This is a genomic window from Desulfosporosinus acididurans, assembly GCF_001029285.1.
Taxonomy (GTDB): domain Bacteria; phylum Bacillota; class Desulfitobacteriia; order Desulfitobacteriales; family Desulfitobacteriaceae; genus Desulfosporosinus; species Desulfosporosinus acididurans.
Genome location: NZ_LDZY01000004.1, coordinates 82,635 through 103,577 on the forward strand (window position 1 = coordinate 82,635; position 20,943 = coordinate 103,577).

Here is a 20,943-nt window from a genome sequence, read left to right on the forward strand (position 1 = left end):
TGCATTGAAGAAACTGAAGTTAGAAAGCGTTGATATTGTTCGGAAAAATATTGAAATAATCGGGTCATTGTTTCCAAATGTTATAACCGAAGCAAGAGATGATAAGGGAATTATTAAAAAAGGTATTAACTTTGAATTGCTTAAGCAGGAACTTTCAGGAGATGTTATTGGCGGAGAAGAATCTTATGAGTTTAATTGGGTTGGAAAAAGAGCAGCTCTTGTCGAAGCCAATAAGCCTATTAGGAAAACTCTTCGGCCTTGTATTGAGGAGAGCAAGGATTGGGAAACTACAGGTAACCTGTATATTGAAGGGGACAATCTTGACGTTTTAAAGTTGCTGCAGGAAAGTTATTTAAATGGCATTAAGATGATTTATATTGATCCGCCCTATAATACAGGAAAAGATTTCATCTATAATGATGACTTTAAAATCGATAAAAACCATTATAACGAGCGAATTGCTGTGTGTGATAATGAAGGCAGGAGATTATTCTCAAACACTAAAACTAATGGAAGATTTCATAGTGATTGGTGCAGCATGATCTATCCACGTCTTCGGCTAGCGCGTAATATGCTGAAGGAAGATGGAGTGTTGTTTATTAGCATCAGTGATCAAGAGATAGATAATTTGAAAAAAATATGTAATGAAGTATTTGGTGAAGAGAATTTTTTAGCTGACATAATTTGGAACTCCACGAAATCCGTGACCAACACAGCGATAATTTCAGTTTCTCATACCCATAATCTGGTTTACTTTAAATCCTTGGATTATTTCGTCAAACATCGAGAACGTTTCAGATTTCCCGAAAATGGGGAGGGCTTTGATAATCCCGACAATGACCCTCGTGGCAAGTGGAAGGCGGACCCTTTTCAGGTCGGTGGGTGGAGGCCTAATCAACAATACGAAATTGTTAACCCTAATACGGGTGTTGTTTATAAACCCAATGCTAATTGCAGTTGGAAAAATGACTATCGAAAGTTTCAGGAATTACTTAAGGATCAGAGAATAATATTTGGTAAAACCGGTGAAGGTGGTCCGCTTAGAAAGCGTTATATTTGGGAAGCAGAAACAAGGGGGAAAGTTGCGAAAACTATTTGGGATGATATTGAAACGACAACGAACGGAACCCAGTTAATTAAAAAGCTATTTGCTGGCTTAGATGTCTTTGATAATCCCAAGCCCGTAGAATTAATAAAACGTTTTCTGCAATTAGCAACTGATCCAGATGAAGACTCTATTATTCTTGATTTTTTTTCAGGATCGGCTACTACTGCTCATGCCGTTATGGAACTAAATAGCGAGGATAAGGGAAATCGCAAGTTTATTATGGTCCAATTGCAGGAGCCTTGTGCCCAAAATAGTGAAGCTTTTAAAGCCGGCTACAAAAATATTTGTGAGATTGGTAAAGAACGAATACGCAGGGTTGGGGAAAAACTATTAGCTGATAAGAGTGATAAAGAAGAGGTTAACAGGCAAGACGTAGGGTTTAGGGTCTTAAAGGTTGACAGCACGAATATGAACGACGTGTATTATGCAGCCAGTGATTATCATCAATCTATGCTTTCAGAATTAGAGTCAAATATTAAAAAGGACAGAACAGATCTGGATTTGCTTTATGGCCTTATTCTTGATTGGGGCTTGCCTTTATCCTTTAGTCATCGAAGTGAAACAATAGAAGGGGTTACTGTGCATATTATTGCTCAAGGTTCTCTCGCAGCTTGTTTCGAAAACCGTATCTCTGAACCGGTTATACGTGAATTAGCAAAGCGGAACTTTCAGAGAGTAGTCTTTAGAGATAGCTGCTTTGCCGGTAGTGCCGCTAAGATTAATGTTGAAGCAATCTTTAAACTACTGGCCCCTAATACAACCATTAAAGTTATATAAGGGGGGGCAGATTTTGAAGCTTAAGTTTACTTATCAAAAATTTCAAGCTGATGCGGCAGCAGCAGTTTGTGAAGTTTTTGACGGTCAACCTAATTTTGCTTTAATTCCAATAAACGAGGAATTTGATTTTCCGGGATATGCTAACCAAAAGCTTTTGATTTCTGAGGAACTGATAAAGTCAAATCTCCAGAGACTCCAAAGCACAAATCGAATAAAGCCATCACCAATGCTGGATGGAAGATACAATTTAACCATTGAAATGGAGACAGGTGTAGGTAAAACATACACTTATATTAAGACTCTGTTCGAACTGAATAAGCATTACGGCTGGAGCAAGTTCGTTATTATCGTTCCCTCTGTGGCCATCCGTGAAGGTGTTTATAAGTCTTTTGATATTACAAAAAACCATTTTGCCGAAGAATACGGGAAAAAGATTCGTAATTTTGTGTATAATTCCAAGGACTTAGCTAAAATCGCTCAGTTTGCCTATGATAGCGGGATTAATGTTATGATTATAAATTCGCAAGCCTTTAACTCCCGAGAAAAAGATGCCAGACGTATTTATATGAATTTGGATAGTTTTTCTTCACGCAGGCCTATTGATGTTATTGCAGCGACCAATCCAATACTCATCATCGATGAACCCCAATCGGTGGAAGGAATTGCCACGAAAGAACGGCTTAAACAATTTAATTCCTTATTAACACTGCGTTATTCTGCAACACATAAAAAAGATTCTCTCTATAACTTGGTATACCGACTTGATGCTTTGGAAGCCTATAATAGGCGACTGGTAAAAAAAATTGCCGTCAAGGGAATTTCAATTACTGGAACTACAGCATCAGAAGGGTATTTATATCTTGAGAAAATTAATTTGTATGTCGATCGCCCTCCTGCCGCAGTTTTTGAGTTTGAAGTAAAAAGCAGGAATCGTGTGAGAACGGTAAGAAGAATGATTGAAGAAAGGTATAATTTTTATACTCATTCCGGTGGGTTGGAGGAATATAGGGGCTATATTGTTTCTAAAATAGACGGTTTGAAAAATACCGTTGAATTTACGAATGGTGTTGTCATAACGGCCGGCAATATTTTCGGTTCAGTTAATGAAGAACAGATACGTCGGCTTCAAATCAGAGAAACGATTAAATCACATTTGGAACGAGAACATCAATTGTTTCACAGAGGCATAAAAGTTTTATCGCTTTTCTTTATCGATGAGGTTGCAAACTATAAACGATATGATCAAACCGGAAAAGCATTGAACGGTAACTATGCAGATATTTTTGAAGAGGAGTATCGGGAAGCGCTTAAAGAATGGGAATCAATTTGTAGGGACTGTGATTACCTTCAATTCCTCAAGGAAATAAAGCCTGAAAAAACACATGCTGGTTATTTCTCCATTGATAAACGAAATAAACGAATGACTAACAGTAAAATCGTCGATAGGGAATCATTAATTTCAGATGACGAAGGTGCCTACAATTTAATCATGAGGGATAAAGAAAGACTCTTAGATCTCAAAGAGCCGGTGCGCTTTATTTTTTCCCACTCAGCCCTGCGAGAAGGATGGGATAATCCTAACGTTTTTCAGATATGTACACTCAAGCGGAGCTCCTCAAATATAAGGAAACGCCAAGAGGTAGGCCGGGGTCTTCGCCTCTGTGTCAACAGCAATGGTGAGAGAATGGACGCAAATGTCCTCGGCAGTGATGTTCATAACGTCAATGTCTTAACGATCATTGCCAATGAGAGTTATGACAGCTTTGCCAAACAGCTTCAGTTAGAGCTAGCAGAGTCTGTGGCTGATGGTACAATTTACGATCCTCAAATAATGGCACCCGAGGATGCGCGAAGTAACAGTACCGGCATGAAACTTCATAAGCAAACTGCTGAAATGAGGACTTTTAATACTTTTGGGGAAAAAATCAGTGCCAAGTTATCCAACAGGGTTGAATTTGAAAATGATGAATTGATCCAAAAGTCGATCCAGGCTTTGGATAGAGAGCTTAACGTACCTCAGATTGCCATTAAGATCGAGTACGGTGACATGGATACCATTAAATCAAAAGGAACTCTGCATAGGGGGCAGGCCATCAGAAAGATTGCAGGCAGAACAGAAAAGGCCCATTCTGCTGTTAATATAAATATCAAGTACGATTTAATTGGAAAGATTGTTGAGGCAACAGGTTTAACGCGAAATGATGTCTGCAGCATTTTGCAAGGCATAAATATTCAAACGTTCGAGCAGTTCCGTATAAATCCGGAGGCATTTATTCTCAAAGCCTCTAAGCTTATTAACCAACAAAAAGCGGCGGTGGTTATTAAAGATAGTGACTATCATAAATGAGATGATGCGGTTTACAATGAATCGCCTTAATAATTTGGTTTCAAAATGTTATGCTTTAGCGTAGTTGGTTTTATCCGGCTTTATCTAGACCTTTATCAAGATTAAATAAGGTCTGGATTTTATTTTTAACAATATGCAAAATATAATTTACGTATAGATTAATATATTATATAATATGCAATGTAGAGGGGGATGGAGATTGAAGAACCTTAAATTAAAGTCCGCTAGGGCAAGACTGGATATGTCCCAGGAGCAGCTGGCCGAAGCTGTTGGTGTTACGAGGCAGACAATCGGCATGATTGAGGCTGGGAAGTTTAATCCATCGTTACAGTTGTGTATTGCGCTTTGTAAAGTGCTTGGTAAAACATTAAATGATATTTTTTGGGAGGAAGAATCATGAAAGATGAGAGAATTGAACAAGCCAAAAATAAAATAAGAAGTGAAATAGCTGTTATCATATATGTGGGCATAGCCATATCTTTTGCAGTTAAAACGTTGCTCTTTAAGATGAACCTGCGGGAATGCATGACAGAATATTTGATTTTAATATTTTTCCCGGTTTATGAAGTCATACGCATGAATATGATGAAGGTTAGTATCTATAGTGTTTACCCTAAGTATAGGCATAAACAATTAAAGACTTTCATTGTATTCGTCATATTATTTTTTGTAGTTGCTGCTGTCTCTGTCTTTTCTTCGACGAAAGGATCAACCGTGAACCTTTCACAAGGCTCAATAGTTTTCTTATTCATATTTATCGTTCTGTTTATCGGCGTTTTTTTCATGGCAACAAAATATCATCAAAGCAGAGCTTATAAATATGAAAAAGAATTCGATGATGATAACGGTCCTGAAGAATGAGCATAGCATAGAGTAGTAAGTGTTGAGACAGAGTGAGCAAGAATCAAGAATATTGTATGCATGTGTAAGATACATTTACTTAACGTATATAATTCGTTAATATGCTAAGTAGAACATAACGAATACCGTTAAAACAAAGCAAAGGTGCTTTGAGGGAAGTTTCTCTCCAAGCACCTTTTAAATTTGAGTAAAACATAATCAATAAAGGATTCGGCACCAAACTTGCGTGAAATTAAGAAAAGTTAGAGGTAATAACGGTGAAAAAAATAGAGGCAATAATTCGGCCCGAGAAACTCGATGATGTAAAAGAAGCACTCAGTAAAAATTGGATTAATCGCCTAACGAATAGTTATGTTTTTGGAAGTGGGAAGCAACAAGGGTATATTAAAGTTTACAGGAATGTAGAGTTTGACGCTTATTTTATTCCAAAAATGAAAGTTGAGATTGTCGTCAAAGACGAAGACGTTGAAAAGGTTGTGAAAATAATTACCGAAATGAGCAGAACAGGTATGATTGGTGATGGCAAAATATTAATAGCCACTGTTGAAGATGCTGTGGGAATCAGAACTGGCGGCAGTGGAGAAAGAGGACTATGATATAGTCGAGGAGGAAATTATTTTAATTGGTCAGATACTAGTAAAATGCATAAGGGTAAGAACCTTAAGGAGGATATATCAATTAATAAGCGAAATCTTATAAAATAGAGTCGGTAGAGTCTCTTAGATTCCAAATTCCTGGACGGAGGTACCAATGATGAAAATTACAGATATCAAGATTGGCCATATCTCTATTCCTTTGAAAAGACCTTTTAAAACCGCTTTAAGAGAGGTAAATAGTGTAGAAGATGTTGTTGTAAAAGTAATAACCGATACTGGGCATATAGGTTATGGAGAAGCGCCGCCAACGGGAGTGATAACAGGGGATACTACGGGAGCGATCATTGGAGCTATAGAAGATCATATAAAGAAACATTTAATTGGCTTGGATATTAATAATTTTGAAGAGATTATGCTTAAATTGGATAAAGCCATAGTGAAAAATACCAGTGCCAAAGCAGCAGTAGATATTGCGCTCTATGATCTTTATGGACAATTGTATAATGCTCCTCTTTACAAACTTCTAGGTGGCTATCGAAAAGAAATTACTACAGATATTACGATCAGTGTCAATACTCCGGAAGAAATGGCAGAGGATAGCAGGGCAGCTATTGAGGAAGGCTATAAAACCTTAAAAATTAAAGTGGGGAAAAATACAAATTTGGATATCCAACGGATGAAGGCAATCCGTGAAGCAGCAGGATTTGCTGTAAATCTTAGAATTGATGCGAATCAAGGGTGGGGTGCAAAAGAGGCGATATATACATTAAGGAAAATGGAAGATGCAGGGTTGAATATTGAGTTGGTGGAACAACCTGTGCCTGCTCATGATTTTGAAGGACTTAAACTTGTTACAGATCATGTATCTATTCCTGTACTTGCTGATGAAAGCGTATTTTCCCCGATGGATGCTTTAAAAATAATTCAAATGCGCGCGGCAGATCTCATCAATATTAAATTAATGAAAACAGGAGGTATTCATAATGCCTTAAAGATTTGTTCATTAGCTGAAATGTATGGAGTAGAATGTATGATTGGTTGTATGTTAGAAAGCAAAATAAGTGTTACAGCTGCGGTACATTTAGCATTGGCAAAAGGTATTATTACCAAAGTTGATCTTGATGGTCCTGTTTTATGTAAAGAGGACCCTATAGAGGGTGGTGCAATCTTTAAAAACCATCAAATAACTATAGGAGATGCACCTGGTCTTGGATTTAGAACAATTCGCGGAGTCGTTTATCATTAGAATTTATATCATCTTCACATATTATGTCCGATCTCGTTGTTTATTCAGTTTTTAAGGCCCCACTTCTATAAGTCCCCATCTGAAGTCCCGATATTCAGCATTAGCTGAACGAGTTCACTAACCTAAAAGATAATCTAGGGGATTTTGAAATTTGCTTAAATTCGATCGGATTAGTGACCTTATAAACAAAGTATTTCAATTAGGCTATGTTTAGAGGCAGTAGACGAATACATCAAACATCAAATTGCTGTAAGGAATACAGGAATATAGAAATAAAAAATATAGAAATATGGGAATAAAAGAACCTATAGAGTAGAGCTCCAAATATGAGTCTATTTCTATAGGTTCTTTTATCTATCAACAAAAGGGTAATTATTACAATATAAAGGGAGATTTTAAACAAAGGAGATTATATAGAAAATTAGGAAAATAAAGGAATTAACATTTTTGAAGTGAACTATATAACTATATCCTATGGTAGAGCGAAAGTAGCAATCCCATCAAATTAAAAAGAACCAGATTAGGAGGTGTTAACGTGTTTATGTTTCACAGTCCCCCAGACATAATGTTTTCGGCAATTCCAATTATATTCTTTGTGATTTTTTTCTTGGTCTTAGGCACCATAATTTTTGGCATCGTAAAAAGTATTGGACAGTGGAGATATAATAACTCACAACCGAAATTAACTGTCTCCGCAAAAGTTACCTCGAAGAGAACTCATACGTCAAGCAGTATTCAGCATAATGCCGGTGACATGGGAATGCATCATGTTGAATCAACATCATATTATATAACCTTTGAAGTCGAAAGCGGAGATCGGATGGAATTTAGAGTTGATGGTCGTGAATTCGGATTAATAGCAGATAATGACCTTGGAAAACTTTGTTTTCAAGGAACAAGATTTTTAAGTTTTGTCAGGTATAAATCTTCTCCTGCAGATGGAGATTCGAAATAAAGAGGTTCATGAGAAAAGAAGAACATAATTTCCTCTGTACTATATTTAAATATTGTGATAATCTTGACTTGTGTGAATTATTTAGTATATGGTGGAAAGTGGTTGGCTTAATAGTACAAAAAATGATTCTCAGTGGCTAACGCACAATAGCACTTATGGGGAAGGTGTAAAATGAAACAACGAATTAGTACTGATCAAATCCAACAACTGACTGCGCAACAGCGAGACAAACTAAAAGAATGGTGGATGCCATCATTTGGGGATTTATTTGTTTTTGAAGACTATTGTGATGAGAATTTATTCGATACAGAAGATGAGATCAACATAAATTTTTTTAATGCGAAAATTAAACCATTCAGTCTTCCGTTACTGTCAGTGGGGCAATGTTTGAGTTTATTAGCGCCCTATAATCCTAAACTTAGCTTTGAAAGTAATGGTTTGTGGCATCTAGAGATACAAGTAAAAAATGATCAAAAAATATATATGGAAAAAGACCCTATTGATGTACTTTTTCAAGCTGTAAAATTAGTTATTTCCTAAAAAAGTATAGAGACGGTTTTCTTGTAAAATAAACTAGAATATTGTTTAACAAATTCTTCATATTCGTTTATAGAAGCCTCGGTAGATAAAGTTTATAATGAATTATATGAATTCGTTGGTTACGATTGCGTAACGGCGTCTTTCATTTCCTCTCCCTCTTCTCCCCCCTCCTCCGAGGGGGATTTTTTTTACTATCTTTCGATATTGCTTTTTCCTATTTTCTCCCCTAGCAAAACGTAACATTCATACCCCAGACTAGTTTGCCTAAGGATATCCTCGTCGATTTTAACTTTATTCGCTTCGAAAAAAAGAATTACTGTGGAACCGCCAAATTTGAAATAGCCTTTTTCATCACCCCGGTTTATGGGTTTATGAGGGGGATAGGTTTGGACAATTGAACCTACGCAGGTTGCTCCAACTTCTACATATAATACATCGCCAAAATTATTTGAATGGAAGATAGTCCATTCTCTTTTATTTTCACAAAAAAGTTTCTTAACTTTTTGAAGAGCAATTGGATTAACAGAGTAATAAGATCCTTTAATTTTTGCGGATTTTTCACAGATCCCACTGTCTATAAAATGAAACCGGTGATAATCAGTAGGGCAAAGCCTTAAAATTAAACAGGTTCCATTATTGAACTTCTCAGCGATGTGATCATCATTAATCAATTCTTTAAGACTATAGGTAAAGCCTTTAACCTGAACCAACCTATTTAAGTCTATGTTGTCATAAGCGTAAAGTCTCCCATCTCCGAAGGAAATCAGCGATAGGTTATTTGTATCGATTGGACGAGCCTGAGAATTTAATTTACGATAAAAGAAGTCATTAAACGATGAAAAATCGTTAAGCTTTTTTTCGGTTTGAGTCAAATCTATATTGAAATTGGTAACAAAAGTATTAATTTTCTTCCTGCTCATTCTCCTGTTCAAATACCAGCCATAGAGGCTTGAACATAGTCTCCTTTTTATAATAAGTTCTAAGAGACCCACACCGATGGGAGATGAGTAGGTCCAATTTAAAACTTTTTCGCCGGCTACTTTTTCTATCTCATAAGATTTTTTGGTTCGATTATAATACTTAATCAAATGCATCAACTCACATTCAAGTTTTTGGGAACCGTGGTTTGCGAAGGGTCGGCACCGTAGTATTCATTTTCAATATCATTATAACTATACAATTTAATAAAGCAAGAAAAGTACCAGGCGAGCCTTATATTTAAAAACAAGTAAGATTTCGAAAAAAATAAAAAAATCTTCAAGATTTTTTCACAAATGTCAGGAATTTTTTTTGTAAAATCATTGCTATAGACGAGGGATAACTTAGTTAAGAACGAAGCTGTCTCTGAATCTCGTCAAAATACTTATTACTATATCAAAGAATGGAGGTTATTAAGAATGAGTTATTATGACAATGACAAATTCAATCAACCCAGCTATTCTAACTCTTTACTTACCCCAAAACGTTCCCGTTTCCTTTCCCCGATTATTATGTGTTTAGTCAGTGCAATGGTAGGGGGACTATTGTCAATTGGCATCGCTCCATCTTTATACGTAAACCGGCCGTCAAACCAAACAACGGCGCCTCAGATTTCGAACAAAGCGGCTTCAAAAGCTGTAAAGCTGGATTATAACTATAATCAATCATCTTTTCCGGTGGTACAAATTGCCAAGGATGTCGGGCCCGCAGTTGTTAATATCGCTAACTTTCAGAGCAACAACGGGAATGACATATTTACTTGGGGAACTGATAATTCTGGAATCGGTGGAAATGGCTTAGTTGAAACGGGAAGCGGATCTGGATTTATCATTGACGCTAAAAATGGATATATTGTAACAAACAACCATGTTATTGATGGAGCTAAAAAATTAGTTGTGAGTTTGTCCGATGGCAGGAATGTTGATGCCAAAGTAATAGGGGCAGACACACGTACAGACCTAGCTGTCATAAAAATTAGTGATACCAATAACTTAACAGCTGCAGCCATTGGGGATTCTTCAAAGCTCCAGGTCGGCGAACCGGTAGTGGCAATCGGCAACCCCGGAGGTGAACAATTCGCTGGTTCTGTAACTACCGGAGTAGTGTCTGCGACTAATCGAATTTTAGATATTCAAGGTGAATCAAGCTTTAACTTGATTCAGACAGATGCAGCAATTAACCCAGGGAATAGCGGAGGACCTTTAGTAAATTATCTTGGTCAAGTCATTGGAATCAATTCTGCAAAATATGCTCAATCCGGATTTGAAGGAATGGGCTTTGCGATACCAATTACAGATGCAATGCCAACAATCCAACAATTAATCCAAAAAGGCTATGCCAGTCACGCAGGCTTAAAAGTTCAAATTACCAACCAGTACACTCCAGAATATGCCGCCCAAAGAGGTTGGCCGGCAGGAGCTTATATCACACAGGTTGTCAGCGGCGGTCCGGCAGACAAAGCGGGTTTACAACAGGGTGATATTTTAACCAAGGTTAATGATGTTACTATTTCGGGTTATGCTGAACTTACTCATGAACTATTTAAATATAAGGCCGGTGATAGTGTTAAAATAACTTATTTCCGTAACGGGTCTACAAAAACTGTAACTGTTACGCTAGTAGATATCAAAGATTAGAAATAAGGCGTTCCTCAAGAATATAGAGTCACCTAAGGAACCATTTAGGGCCTCCTTAGGTAATTGTCCGCAGCTTCGGTTAACATTTCCTTCCAGGTGGGAAAATTTGTGGTGTTTGCAACAAAGGTATCAATTGTTTTGTCCGGAATTGCATCATAATCTTCTTCTGTTGTTACATTAAATCCACCTGCAGAGAAAAGTTCTTCGATGGATTCAAACTGAGTGTAGAGCTTCATAAATTCAGTTGTAAAGATTTCGCTTAACGTAACAGTGTTTCCCAAATTCCCATGCCCCCAATATAGTTTAAGGTTAATAGTTAGTTTCGTTATTTCGCATTAGGAGTATTATTTGAACTTAACTATAGTTTTTATACTATTACAGTAACGGCCAGGCTACTATTGCCTGGCCTTAAAAATATAGCAATTAGCAAAAGAAATTTTCCTAAAATACTATGCCCATTGCAATTAGTGTAAGAATAGCAATTACGACAATTGCCACACCGACCCCACAAAGTATCATTATATTTGCCCCTCCTTATTACTAATATATAACATAATATTCCTATTCTGGTTTAACGATACAAATTGAGACGGCAAGCAACCGCCAAGGAATATTCGGTCGGTTTTCTGAAGTGGTTAGGTAGAAGCAATATTAATGCAAAATGTAGAAGTAACGCTAAAATAGAGAGAATTTTACATACAGATCAAGCAATTGCCAGAATATTGTCGAACGAACACTCATGTGTTAAGATAAATGTAAGTAAATGATTACTCAGAGAAAGAAGAAAAGATGTGTCTGAAAAATTATTGCCAACTAAGGAAAATTTGATTTTGTCCACCATTGCGGTGATTAGTGAATTTGGGCTGCAAAGACTTACCACGAGAGAGGTAGCGAAAAAACAAGGTATTTCTGAATCAGCGATTTTTAAACATTATAAAACTAAAGATGAATTAATACTTGCAGTGCTCAATCATTTTTCCCAATATGACAGGGCCATTGCTGAATCCTTATGGCTTAAAAAACTTGATCCCATCCAAGCCATTATATTTTTTATAGAATCCTATGTTACATATTATGAGAATTATCCGGAAATAACAGCGATTACTCTTTCGTATGAAGCTTTATCGCGTGAAGCAAAATTGGCTGACGTCGTTTATAGGATTTTCGCGGATAGATTAAATATAATTCGATCATTAATTAATGACGCTAAGCGGCAAAAGGAAATTGACACTGAAGTTGATTCAAATGGTTTAGCAGACCTTATTATGGGATTAGAACGGGTATCTATTCTGCGCTGGCGGTTGGAAAACTATAATTTTTCCTTAAAAGATTATACGTTGAAAACCTTAAAACAAACATTAAATGTTTTCCAAAAGAATAAGAATTGATCATTTTAAGTAAATAGAGGAGCGGGTACGATGAAAAAATTACTTATCGTTGATGACGCGGCTTTTATGCGACTTTCTATTAAAAGTATGTTGCAAAAATCTCAAATTGAAGTCGTTGGTGAAGCGGCCAATGGGGCAATTGCTGTTGAAATGTATAAGGAATTACGTCCTGATATAGTGACTATGGATATTACGATGCCTGAGATGACGGGAATTGAGGCTTTGAAAGAAATTCGAGTTTTTGACCCTCAAGCCCTGGTCATTATGATTTCCTCCATGGGACAAGAGAGTAAGGTTAAAGAAGCTATCGTTAACGGTGCCAAAACCTTTATCGTTAAACCATTTACAGAAGAATTTCTACTGCAGACACTTAGCAAAGCCCTAGGTATTTAGCAGCGGGGTTGGTTATCGCATTTTACTTCAGGGGGTACTGGTATGACCGGGAACCGGAAGAGTATGACAGAGTTTAGTGATTTCGAAATAATTTTTAATACTAGTCCCATAGGTATGTTTTTGCTCAACGAAAGCTCAAAGGTTGAAAAAATAAATGATGCTGCCATTAATTATCTTAATCTCAATCCTGAGAGTGTTTTTGGCAAACCTTTGGGAGACGGGATTCGCTGTCAGGGCAGTTTTGAAACCGCTTTGGGATGTGGTTTTGGGCAACAATGTCCCTCGTGCAAATTACGCTTGGCTGTAGATTCTGCTATGAAGGCAGGGGAAGTAACAACACGCCTTGAGTACAGCAAGATACTGATTGGCGAGGAAGAAAAGAAGAGATCTTGGTTTGAGGCAAGTATTACTCCAATTACGGTTCATGGCAAACGGAAAGTGGCAGTCATGCTCAACGATATCACAGATAGAAGATTAGTTGAGGTTTCAGCGAAAAAATATCAAGTTCTTTTAGAAAACGCCCGTGATATTATTCTGATTATCGATATGGAAGGGAATATCTTAGAAGCTAATAAAGCAGCAGTACTTGCCTATGGCTATGCTAAAGGAGAATTGGTAAGTCTCAAGATATTTAATCTTCGCGACACAGACGATTGGAAATCGAAGCCGATAAATGAGGTCGGGGAACAGGGAATTTTATTCGAGACTAATCATTTGCGAAAAGATGGAAGCAGATTTCCTGTTGAGGTTAGCGCATATATTACAATGATTGAGGATCGACAGGTTTTAGTTAATTTTATCCGGGATATATCAGAACGAAAAAGGGCTGAGATTGAATTATTCAAAAGTGAAAAGAGCCAAAGAGTCTTGTATGAACGCTATCGTTCGCTAATTATGAATATGCCGGATAGCTTTGCTTATAATAAAGTTATCTTCGATAAAGCGGGGAACCCCATAGACTATGAGGTTCTAGAAATTAACGAAGCTTATGAAAAAATTTTTAATGTATCACGTCAAAAAATTATCGGCAAAAAGTATTCGGAACTTTTTTCCGGCGATGATCAAGAATTCTTTAGGCAAAGGATGGCGGAATACGGAGAGGTTGCTTCATCAGGAATTGAGCTCAATTCCCCGATTTACTATTCCAAGTGGAGTAAGCGTTGGTTTTCTGTAAAGTTGTATAGCCCTGAGCCTGGTTATTTTGTCTCTATTCTAACGGATATGACTGAACGTATAAATGCAGAACATGAATTAAATCTTGCTAAAGAAAATGCTGAGGCTGCCAATCAGGCGAAAAGCGAATTCCTAGCTAATATGAGTCACGAAATCCGCACCCCAATTAATGGGATGATAGGGATGATCGATTTAACCTTGATGACTACGATGAGTTCTAAGCAAAGAGAAAATTTGGAGATTGCTAAAACCTGTGCTGATTCCCTACTGAAAATCATTAATGATATTTTGGATTTTTCGAAAATTGAAGCCGGAAAATTAGTCATTGAAAATCTAAGATTTGATCTCCAGGAACTTTTGAATTCAATTATCAAAGCACACTTGCCTATGGCTCGGAAAAAGAATTTAAAGTTAGATTACCGCTGCTTTTCCTCTCTGCCCCCAAATTTGTACGGTGATCCAAACCGGCTTATGCAAGTGTTAAATAATCTCTTGAATAATGCTCTAAAATTCACAGATCTTGGAGAAGTTATCCTGACAGTCAGAGAGCTTAGCAAAACTAATGAGACTGTCGAAGTGAGGTTCTCAATTTCCGATACGGGTATCGGAATATCTGAGCATGAACAGGCAAAGCTCTTTAAAAATTTTAGTCAAGTGGACGGTTCTATTCGACGAAAGCATGGTGGTACGGGGCTGGGATTGGCAATCTCCAAGAAATTGGTACAAATAATGGGAGGAGATATAAAGCTAGAAAGCAAGAAAGGAAAAGGAAGTACCTTTAGCTTCAGTATAAAATTTGGCGCCAAAGGAGAATTAAACGATCCCGCGTCAAATGAGATTATGTCTATCTGCGATGCTGTGAAACCTCTTAGATTTCTAATCGTTGAAGATGATAGCGTTAATCTGATGGTCTTGACTTTAATGCTTAAAGAAAAAGGACATTATGTTGAGGCTGCCACAAATGGGGCGGAAGCTCTTGAATGCCATGCTCGGAATCAGTATGATGCGATTTTTATGGATATTCAAATGCCCGTTATGGATGGAATCGAGGCGACTAAGGAAATCAGATCAAGAGAAGGTGATAATCAGCATACTCCTATCATTGCTTTAACTGCCTACGCTCTTGTTGGAGATCGGGAGAAATTCCTATCTTATGGATTAGATGAATATATTCCTAAACCCATTAAGATGGACGAGTTATTTCGGGTTTTAAATTCAGTAGTAAAGCGTGACCAGGGAAAAATCCGGTCTAATGAGGCAGGGCTTGAAATCGAGATTAGTGAAGAGGGAAAACTCATAAACTTCAAATCGGAGACATTTATCAGATGTGAGGATGACCTATTAGTAATTCGGGAAATTTCCGGTCATATTAAAGACCTTGAAACAGCCATAGCCTTACATGACTTACCGCTTATAGAACAAGCTGCACACAAAATTAAAACCAGCTCTGAAAAGCTCGAAGCGGATAACCTTAAAACCCTAGCCTTCAAAATTGAGCTAGCAGCAAGGCGGGAGAATTTTGAGGGAGCAGTTAAAAATGCCGAGATGGCAAAAATTGACTTTAAGACTATCCGATACGGTGGAGAGTTAGGCTGGGAAAGATAAATGAACAGTTAAAAAAGAGCGCGTTGAATATAGCCAAACTAAACGATATTTACAACGGATTTTAGCAAAATCCGTTGTTTTTTTGCGAATTATTAAAGGAATAAGGAAGATAGTGTAGAATAATAAAGAATTGTAGATTAAATTAAAATAATAATAACTTAACTTTGTGGCGAATATTAATACGAGTTCACTCAAAAATGTCTAACTATTATGAATTATCCTTCCCGCACTTATTTTTAATATAAAGGACTTAGTATTACCAAATTCATTTTCTGGAAAAGGAGAACTTCATTATATGAATGACATTGATGCAAATACCTTAAACTATGATTCTCTGTATAACAGTCTATTTAGAAATAGTCATTCGATTATGTTTTTAGTTGATTGGGAAACAGGAAATTTTATTGATGCCAACGATGCCGCATGTAATTTTTACGGTTATTGTTTGCGTGAGTTTTTGGCCATGCATATTGGTCAAATAAATACACTAACTATCAAAGAAGTTTTAGGCGAAATGCAAGAGGCTAATCGTAAGAAGAAAGGCAAGTTTCGATTTAAGCATCGATTAAAGAATGGGGAGTTTCGACATGTGGAAGTTTATAGCGGCCCCATTTCTTTAAATAATAAAAATTTACTCTATTCCATTATTCATGATATTACCGAGCAAGTTAAGGCTGAGGAAGAAATCATCAAGCTTAATAGAACACTAGAAAATACAGTGCTTGAAAGAACGCGGGAGCTACAAGAAACCAATGGCATGCTTGAAGAAACAAATATCAGTTTAGAAGAGGAAATCTCTGAAAGAATGAAAGTTGAGGAAGCCTTGCATCAATCTATGCAGGAAATCCGAGATCTCTATGAAAATGCACCCTGTGGCTATCACTCTTTAGATAGGAATGGGAAGATCATTCGAATTAATGATACGGAGTTAAAATGGCTGGGCTACACTAGAGAAGAAGTTATCGGCCAAAAATATAGTGATTTTATCACACCCGAGAGCAAGCTGATTTTCGAAATGAACTATCCCGAATATATTAAGCGGGGCTGGGTCAAAGATTTAGAATTTACACTTATTCGTAAAGATAATTCATTGTTTCCTGTTTTAGTAAGCGGCTCCGCCGTCTGCGATGAACATGGAACTTACCTTATGAGTCGTTCTAGTGTCTATGACATTTCCCAAAGGAAAGAAGCTGAGAATAAACTCAAGCAATTAAACAGTGAACTTGAAGAAATCGTAGCCTACAGAACCTATAGCCTCGAAGAAACGAATGCAATTTTGGAGGAGGAAATCGCTGAACGAAACAGGATTGAAAATGATCTGGCCAACAAGAACCAGATTATGGATACGCTCTTAAACAATTTAAATGTTGGTGTATTAATGATTGAGATTTCGTCTGGGAAAACAATTTTTACGAATAAACGAGCGAAACAATTATTAGGCTGCGACTTAGATAATATCCGTATTGGAGAGTTATTGGATGACTATTCGGTTTATAAATCTAATACGAATGAACCTTACCCTAGAGAAGAAATGCCGATAATCGGGGGGATGCGGGGAGAACGGCGGCATGTCGATGATATGGTAATTGTTCGCCCGGATGGGAGAAGTATGTTGCTGGAGGTTTTTGGAACGCCCGTAGCCAACACCGCCGGACAAATAGTAGCCAGTCTCGTGAGTTTTGAGGACATTACGCATCGGAAGCAAGCTGAGGATTCTATTCGAAACCTCAACGCGCAGCTGCTTACAACGAATGCCAGACTGGAAGAGACAAATACTTTGCTGGAAGAAGAAATTCAGGAACATTATGAGGTTGAAGCTCAGTTGCTTAAGGCAAAAGAAGAAGCTGATTCTGCGAACAAAGCCAAAAGCCAATTTCTTGCCAATATGAGTCATGAAATAAGAACTCCTATGAATGGGATCATAGGGATGACAGACTTACTGAAATTTACGAGCTTGACGGATGAACAGAAACATATGCTGGCAACAATAAAGTCATCTTCAACTCTATTGCTCAATATTATTAATGATATCCTTGATCTATCAAAAATTGATGCCGGAAAAATTGAACTCTGCCCTGAATATGTCGATGTTAAGAACTTAATCCAAAATAAATTCAATTTGCTGAGAGCAGTTTCCAAGACCAAGGGACTGGATTTTGAAGTCAGCCTTGGAGAGAATGTACCAAAAGAAATAATTGTGGATAAGACTAGGCTGATCCAAGTTATTAACAACCTTTTAGGAAATGCCATTAAGTTTACAGAAACAGGGAAGATCAGTCTTTCCTTTAAGATGATTAAATCGATCAAGAATAAAGTCCTTTTGATGACCTCTGTTTCAGATACGGGGATTGGAATAAAGGAAGAAGATATACCGAAACTCTTTAATTATTTTACCCAGCTAGACACGTCTTTTTCCAAACGTTTTCAAGGGACAGGCCTTGGCCTTGCAATATCTAAACGATTGGTCGAGCTTATGGGGGGAGAGATCTTTGTTGAGAGTAATTTCGGCAAAGGAAGCACTTTTTATTTTACTTGCTTAGTCGAGGTACCTGAACATCAATCAAAGTTTGATATTATTTGCGATAAATCAATTGAAGAAAAATCAATGCTGCCCTTAAATATTCTTTTGGTTGAAGATGATTTTGTCAGTCAGTTAATTATTAAACAAATAAGCAAATTAAAAGGCTGGCATTTAACAGTGGCTTCTAATGGCATAGAAGCTATAGAATTCTATGAAAGCAATAGCTTTGATTTGATTTTAATGGATATTCAGATGCCGCGAATGAGCGGATATGAGGTCACTAAGGCTATCAGAAAAAGAGAATCAATAACAGCGGATCATACTCCCATCATAGCAACTACGGCTTATGCCATGAGCAGTGACAAAGAAAAGTGCTTAAGCATGGGAATGGACGATTATATCAGTAAACCTATCGATATCCGGAAACTTTCTACAATGATCAAAAAGCATACAAGATTGGAAAATGATTTATAATTGATTAACAAACACGGAAGTGAAAAAAATGTTAAGAACTGATGGAGATAGAGTACCCCATAAGTGTAGACTCACCCCTGTTGAAATTAATACCCAAGTTGTAAGAAGAATGGGCAAAGACAGGAGTATTGCTATTTTAAGTGGACGTTTGCAAGCTGAAAGCGTTATTATAACCCAACAGGAATTGTCCGAACTTGCCCTGCGTGAGAGTGAACATAAATATAGGTCTCTATTTATGAACATGACAAGTTCTTTTGCCTATTGTGAAGCAATTTGGGATAAGAATGGCGATCTTGAAGATTACCAATTCAGAGAAGTTAATGATCACTATGCTCGGCTAATAGGCAGAGATAGAACTGAACTCATTGGAACAAGATTTTCGGAAGTAAACAACATGAATCATCATGATCAAAAACTTTTGCTGAAACAAATTAGCGATTTTCTTAAATCAGGCGAGTCAAAGTACGAAGGTGAGTTCTTCAATGAAAAATCAAAACATTGGTATTATAGGTCCCTTTATTGCATAGGCAGCGAATGCTTTGCAGCAATTATTACAGATATCACCAAACCTAAAAAATATGAAATTGAACTCAGGGAGGCCAAGGAGGAAGCAGAAAAGGCCAGTGTGGCTAAAAGTGAGTTTTTAGCAAATATGAGCCATGAAATCAGGACTCCCCTTAACGGTACGGTAGGTATGATTGATTTAGTTCTTCAATCACCTCTGACTCCAGAGCAGTATGACTGTTTGGAAGTTGCTAAGAGCTGTGCCTATTCCCTCTTAAATATCATCAATGATATTTTAGATTTTTCCAAAATGGAGGCAGGTAAAATGCAGACTGAAAGCATTGACTTTAACCTCAAAACACTTTTGGAAGAACTAGTTAAAGCACATAATCCCAGTGCCGTAGGCAAAGGTTTGGAGTTAACCAGTTCGATTTCTCCCTCTATACCAACGTATTTGAAAGGAGATCCCAATCGGCTTAGGCAAATCCTTAATAATTTAATTAGCAATGCTATAAAATTTACATCTCAGGGACATGCGACTGTCCAAGTTCGTGACACCAAAGCTGCGGATATATTGAAAACGAGATACGCGTTGGAATTTTCCGTTTCCGACAGCGGAGTCGGGATAGCAGAAGACGAAATGGAAAGGTTGTTTAAGAGCTTTAGTCAAGTAGACAGTTCCCATACTCGAAAATATGGCGGTACAGGTTTAGGGCTAATTATTTCCAAGCAATTAACGGAGTTAATGGGAGGAAGAATGTGGGTTGAAAGTCGAAAAGGAGAAGGAAGCACGTTCTTCTTTACCCTTGAGTTTCCCTTGGGGCAGAGCACTGATGAACAATTGTCGGCGGCGAAGAAAATTACAAAGGGACAATACCCCTTAAATATCCTTCTGGTAGAAGACAACTTAGTAAACCAGGATGTTCTCACGAAGATGCTGCAGATGGGAAGCCACAACGTTCATAAAGTCTGTAATGGCTTGGAAGCTTTAGAGGTTCTTAAACAACAGGAATTTGACGTTATACTCATGGATATCTATATGCCTGAAATGAATGGAATTGACACGACAAAGCTAATACGAGAAAGAGAAAAAAAATATAACCTAAAATATACACCGGTAATTGCGCTGACGGCTTACGCCTTGCAAGGAGACAGAGAACGTTTTCTTGCTCAGGGTATGGATGAATATCTATCTAAACCGGTCTTGATGGAAGACTTATTGGATGCTGTTCAAAACGTTACCAATACTGCTGTACCCAAAGTAGTTAAATTTCCGGGTGATATGCAGGGAATACGGATTTCCAGCCAATTAGTGGCTTTAATCACCCAGTTACTAGATTTAATAGCCAATAACGATTTACCAGCTATTGAGAGAACGGCTCACCAATTGAAAAAACTGGCCAATAAACATGACGCAGAAGAGTTAAAGATTTTAGCCTTTAAAGTCGAACTGGCCTCAAGACGAGGCGATTTGCAAACGGTTATTGAAACTATTTTAAAACTAAACGAGGAATTTGTGTCTAGACGAATTATTTAATAATAATCAAATTGCTTAATATCTTTTGAGGTGTTTCCAAATCATAAATGGGCGGTGTCATTCGCAAATCTTGATTTTAATTGCAGAGAAGCTTTCTTGCGGCTAAGGATAAGGACCTGGCCTCTAGAAAGCTTTTTTTTGTAAGAGGAATTTAACCTGTTATTTTTTCAAAAGTGTTTTGAAACTATGACTCAATGCTAATTTATCCAGTTTTAACATTGAATTAACATTTGATTCATTAGATTTTTACAGAAAGCAATTAAGATGTAAATGAGGATTAATTTCTCGCAAATTCGACAGCAT

General features: G+C 37.2%; 16 protein-coding genes. 14 read left to right on the plus strand and 2 right to left on the minus strand.

What is annotated here, in order from left to right; translation table 11 throughout:
• The first annotated feature begins 4 nt into the window (after positions 1-4).
• The 8 genes from DEAC_RS06045 to DEAC_RS06080 all read left to right on the plus strand — a co-directional run bounded on the left by DEAC_RS06045 (position 5) and on the right by DEAC_RS06080 (position 8,430).
• Entirely contained in the window at positions 5-1,885 is a 1,881-nt protein-coding gene (locus DEAC_RS06045; RefSeq protein WP_047809141.1) for a site-specific DNA-methyltransferase, read from the plus strand.
• Positions 1,886-1,898: 13 nt separating this feature from the next.
• The gene (locus DEAC_RS06050) at positions 1,899-4,232 is read left to right on the plus strand and encodes a DEAD/DEAH box helicase family protein (protein ID WP_047809142.1); all 2,334 of its coding nucleotides are present in this window, start codon (positions 1,899-1,901) and stop codon (positions 4,230-4,232) included.
• A gap of 199 nt (positions 4,233-4,431) precedes the next feature.
• The gene (locus DEAC_RS06055) at positions 4,432-4,632 is read left to right on the plus strand and encodes a helix-turn-helix transcriptional regulator (protein WP_047809143.1); all 201 of its coding nucleotides are present in this window, start codon (positions 4,432-4,434) and stop codon (positions 4,630-4,632) included.
• Positions 4,629-5,093 (plus strand): DUF6773 family protein, encoded by a 465-nt coding sequence (locus DEAC_RS06060; protein WP_047809144.1) that lies wholly within the window; start codon positions 4,629-4,631, stop codon positions 5,091-5,093. The genes DEAC_RS06055 and DEAC_RS06060 overlap by 4 nt, the downstream gene beginning before the upstream one ends.
• A gap of 257 nt (positions 5,094-5,350) precedes the next feature.
• On the plus strand, positions 5,351-5,689 hold the full coding sequence (locus tag DEAC_RS06065; RefSeq protein ID WP_047809145.1) for a P-II family nitrogen regulator: 339 nt from the start codon (positions 5,351-5,353) through the stop codon (positions 5,687-5,689).
• Positions 5,690-5,846: 157 nt separating this feature from the next.
• Positions 5,847-6,935, plus strand: a complete 1,089-nt coding sequence (locus tag DEAC_RS06070) for a dipeptide epimerase (protein ID WP_047809146.1) — start codon at positions 5,847-5,849, stop codon at positions 6,933-6,935.
• Positions 6,936-7,476: 541 nt separating this feature from the next.
• On the plus strand, positions 7,477-7,890 hold the full coding sequence (locus DEAC_RS06075) for a DUF2500 domain-containing protein (RefSeq protein WP_047809416.1): 414 nt from the start codon (positions 7,477-7,479) through the stop codon (positions 7,888-7,890).
• Between the two features lie 171 nt (positions 7,891-8,061).
• The gene (locus DEAC_RS06080) at positions 8,062-8,430 is read left to right on the plus strand and encodes a hypothetical protein (RefSeq protein WP_047809147.1); all 369 of its coding nucleotides are present in this window, start codon (positions 8,062-8,064) and stop codon (positions 8,428-8,430) included.
• Positions 8,431-8,621: 191 nt separating this feature from the next.
• Here the strand turns inward: DEAC_RS06080 and DEAC_RS06085 are convergent, their stop codons facing one another.
• Positions 8,622-9,518, minus strand: a complete 897-nt coding sequence (locus tag DEAC_RS06085) for a phosphatidylserine decarboxylase (protein ID WP_047809148.1) — start codon at positions 9,516-9,518, stop codon at positions 8,622-8,624.
• 309 nt (positions 9,519-9,827) lie between these two features.
• Here DEAC_RS06085 and DEAC_RS06090 point away from each other — a divergent pair, with 309 nt between their 5' ends.
• On the plus strand, positions 9,828-11,045 hold the full coding sequence (locus tag DEAC_RS06090) for a S1C family serine protease (protein WP_047809149.1): 1,218 nt from the start codon (positions 9,828-9,830) through the stop codon (positions 11,043-11,045).
• A 44-nt stretch (positions 11,046-11,089) separates the two neighbouring features.
• Here DEAC_RS06090 and DEAC_RS06095 read toward each other — a convergent pair whose 3' ends face one another.
• Positions 11,090-11,326 carry a class I SAM-dependent methyltransferase gene (locus DEAC_RS06095; RefSeq protein ID WP_242847085.1) on the minus strand — a complete coding sequence of 79 codons (237 nt, stop codon included), beginning with the start codon at positions 11,324-11,326 and terminating at the stop codon, positions 11,090-11,092.
• A gap of 510 nt (positions 11,327-11,836) precedes the next feature.
• Between DEAC_RS06095 and DEAC_RS06100 the strand changes: the two genes are divergently transcribed.
• From DEAC_RS06100 to DEAC_RS06120, 5 genes are all read left to right on the plus strand, one after another.
• Positions 11,837-12,433, plus strand: coding sequence for a TetR/AcrR family transcriptional regulator (locus DEAC_RS06100; protein WP_047809151.1), 597 nt, complete (start codon positions 11,837-11,839; stop codon positions 12,431-12,433).
• 30 nt (positions 12,434-12,463) lie between these two features.
• Positions 12,464-12,826, plus strand: a complete 363-nt coding sequence (locus DEAC_RS06105) for a response regulator (protein WP_047809152.1) — start codon at positions 12,464-12,466, stop codon at positions 12,824-12,826.
• 42 nt (positions 12,827-12,868) lie between these two features.
• Entirely contained in the window at positions 12,869-15,604 is a 2,736-nt protein-coding gene (locus DEAC_RS06110; RefSeq protein ID WP_053006298.1) for a PAS domain S-box protein, read from the plus strand.
• Between the two features lie 295 nt (positions 15,605-15,899).
• Positions 15,900-18,599: a PAS domain S-box protein gene (locus DEAC_RS22080; RefSeq protein ID WP_053006299.1), complete on the plus strand. Its 2,700-nt coding sequence runs from the start codon at positions 15,900-15,902 to the stop codon at positions 18,597-18,599.
• Between the two features lie 28 nt (positions 18,600-18,627).
• Positions 18,628-20,640 carry an ATP-binding protein gene (locus tag DEAC_RS06120; protein ID WP_053006300.1) on the plus strand — a complete coding sequence of 671 codons (2,013 nt, stop codon included), beginning with the start codon at positions 18,628-18,630 and terminating at the stop codon, positions 20,638-20,640.
• Positions 20,641-20,943 lie beyond the last annotated feature (303 nt).

Coding starts and splice junctions, on each gene's coding strand:
- DEAC_RS06105 (WP_047809152.1), top strand. CDS start 12,464: ATGAAAAAATTACTTATCGTTGATGACGCGGCTTTTATGCGACTTTCT.
- DEAC_RS06075 (WP_047809416.1), top strand. CDS start 7,477: ATGTTTCACAGTCCCCCAGACATAATGTTTTCGGCAATTCCAATTATA.
- DEAC_RS06090 (WP_047809149.1), top strand. CDS start 9,828: ATGAGTTATTATGACAATGACAAATTCAATCAACCCAGCTATTCTAAC.
- DEAC_RS06070 (WP_047809146.1), top strand. CDS start 5,847: ATGAAAATTACAGATATCAAGATTGGCCATATCTCTATTCCTTTGAAA.
- DEAC_RS22080 (WP_053006299.1), top strand. CDS start 15,900: ATGAATGACATTGATGCAAATACCTTAAACTATGATTCTCTGTATAAC.
- DEAC_RS06120 (WP_053006300.1), top strand. CDS start 18,628: ATGTTAAGAACTGATGGAGATAGAGTACCCCATAAGTGTAGACTCACC.
- DEAC_RS06080 (WP_047809147.1), top strand. CDS start 8,062: ATGAAACAACGAATTAGTACTGATCAAATCCAACAACTGACTGCGCAA.
- DEAC_RS06060 (WP_047809144.1), top strand. CDS start 4,629: ATGAAAGATGAGAGAATTGAACAAGCCAAAAATAAAATAAGAAGTGAA.
- DEAC_RS06110 (WP_053006298.1), top strand. CDS start 12,869: ATGACCGGGAACCGGAAGAGTATGACAGAGTTTAGTGATTTCGAAATA.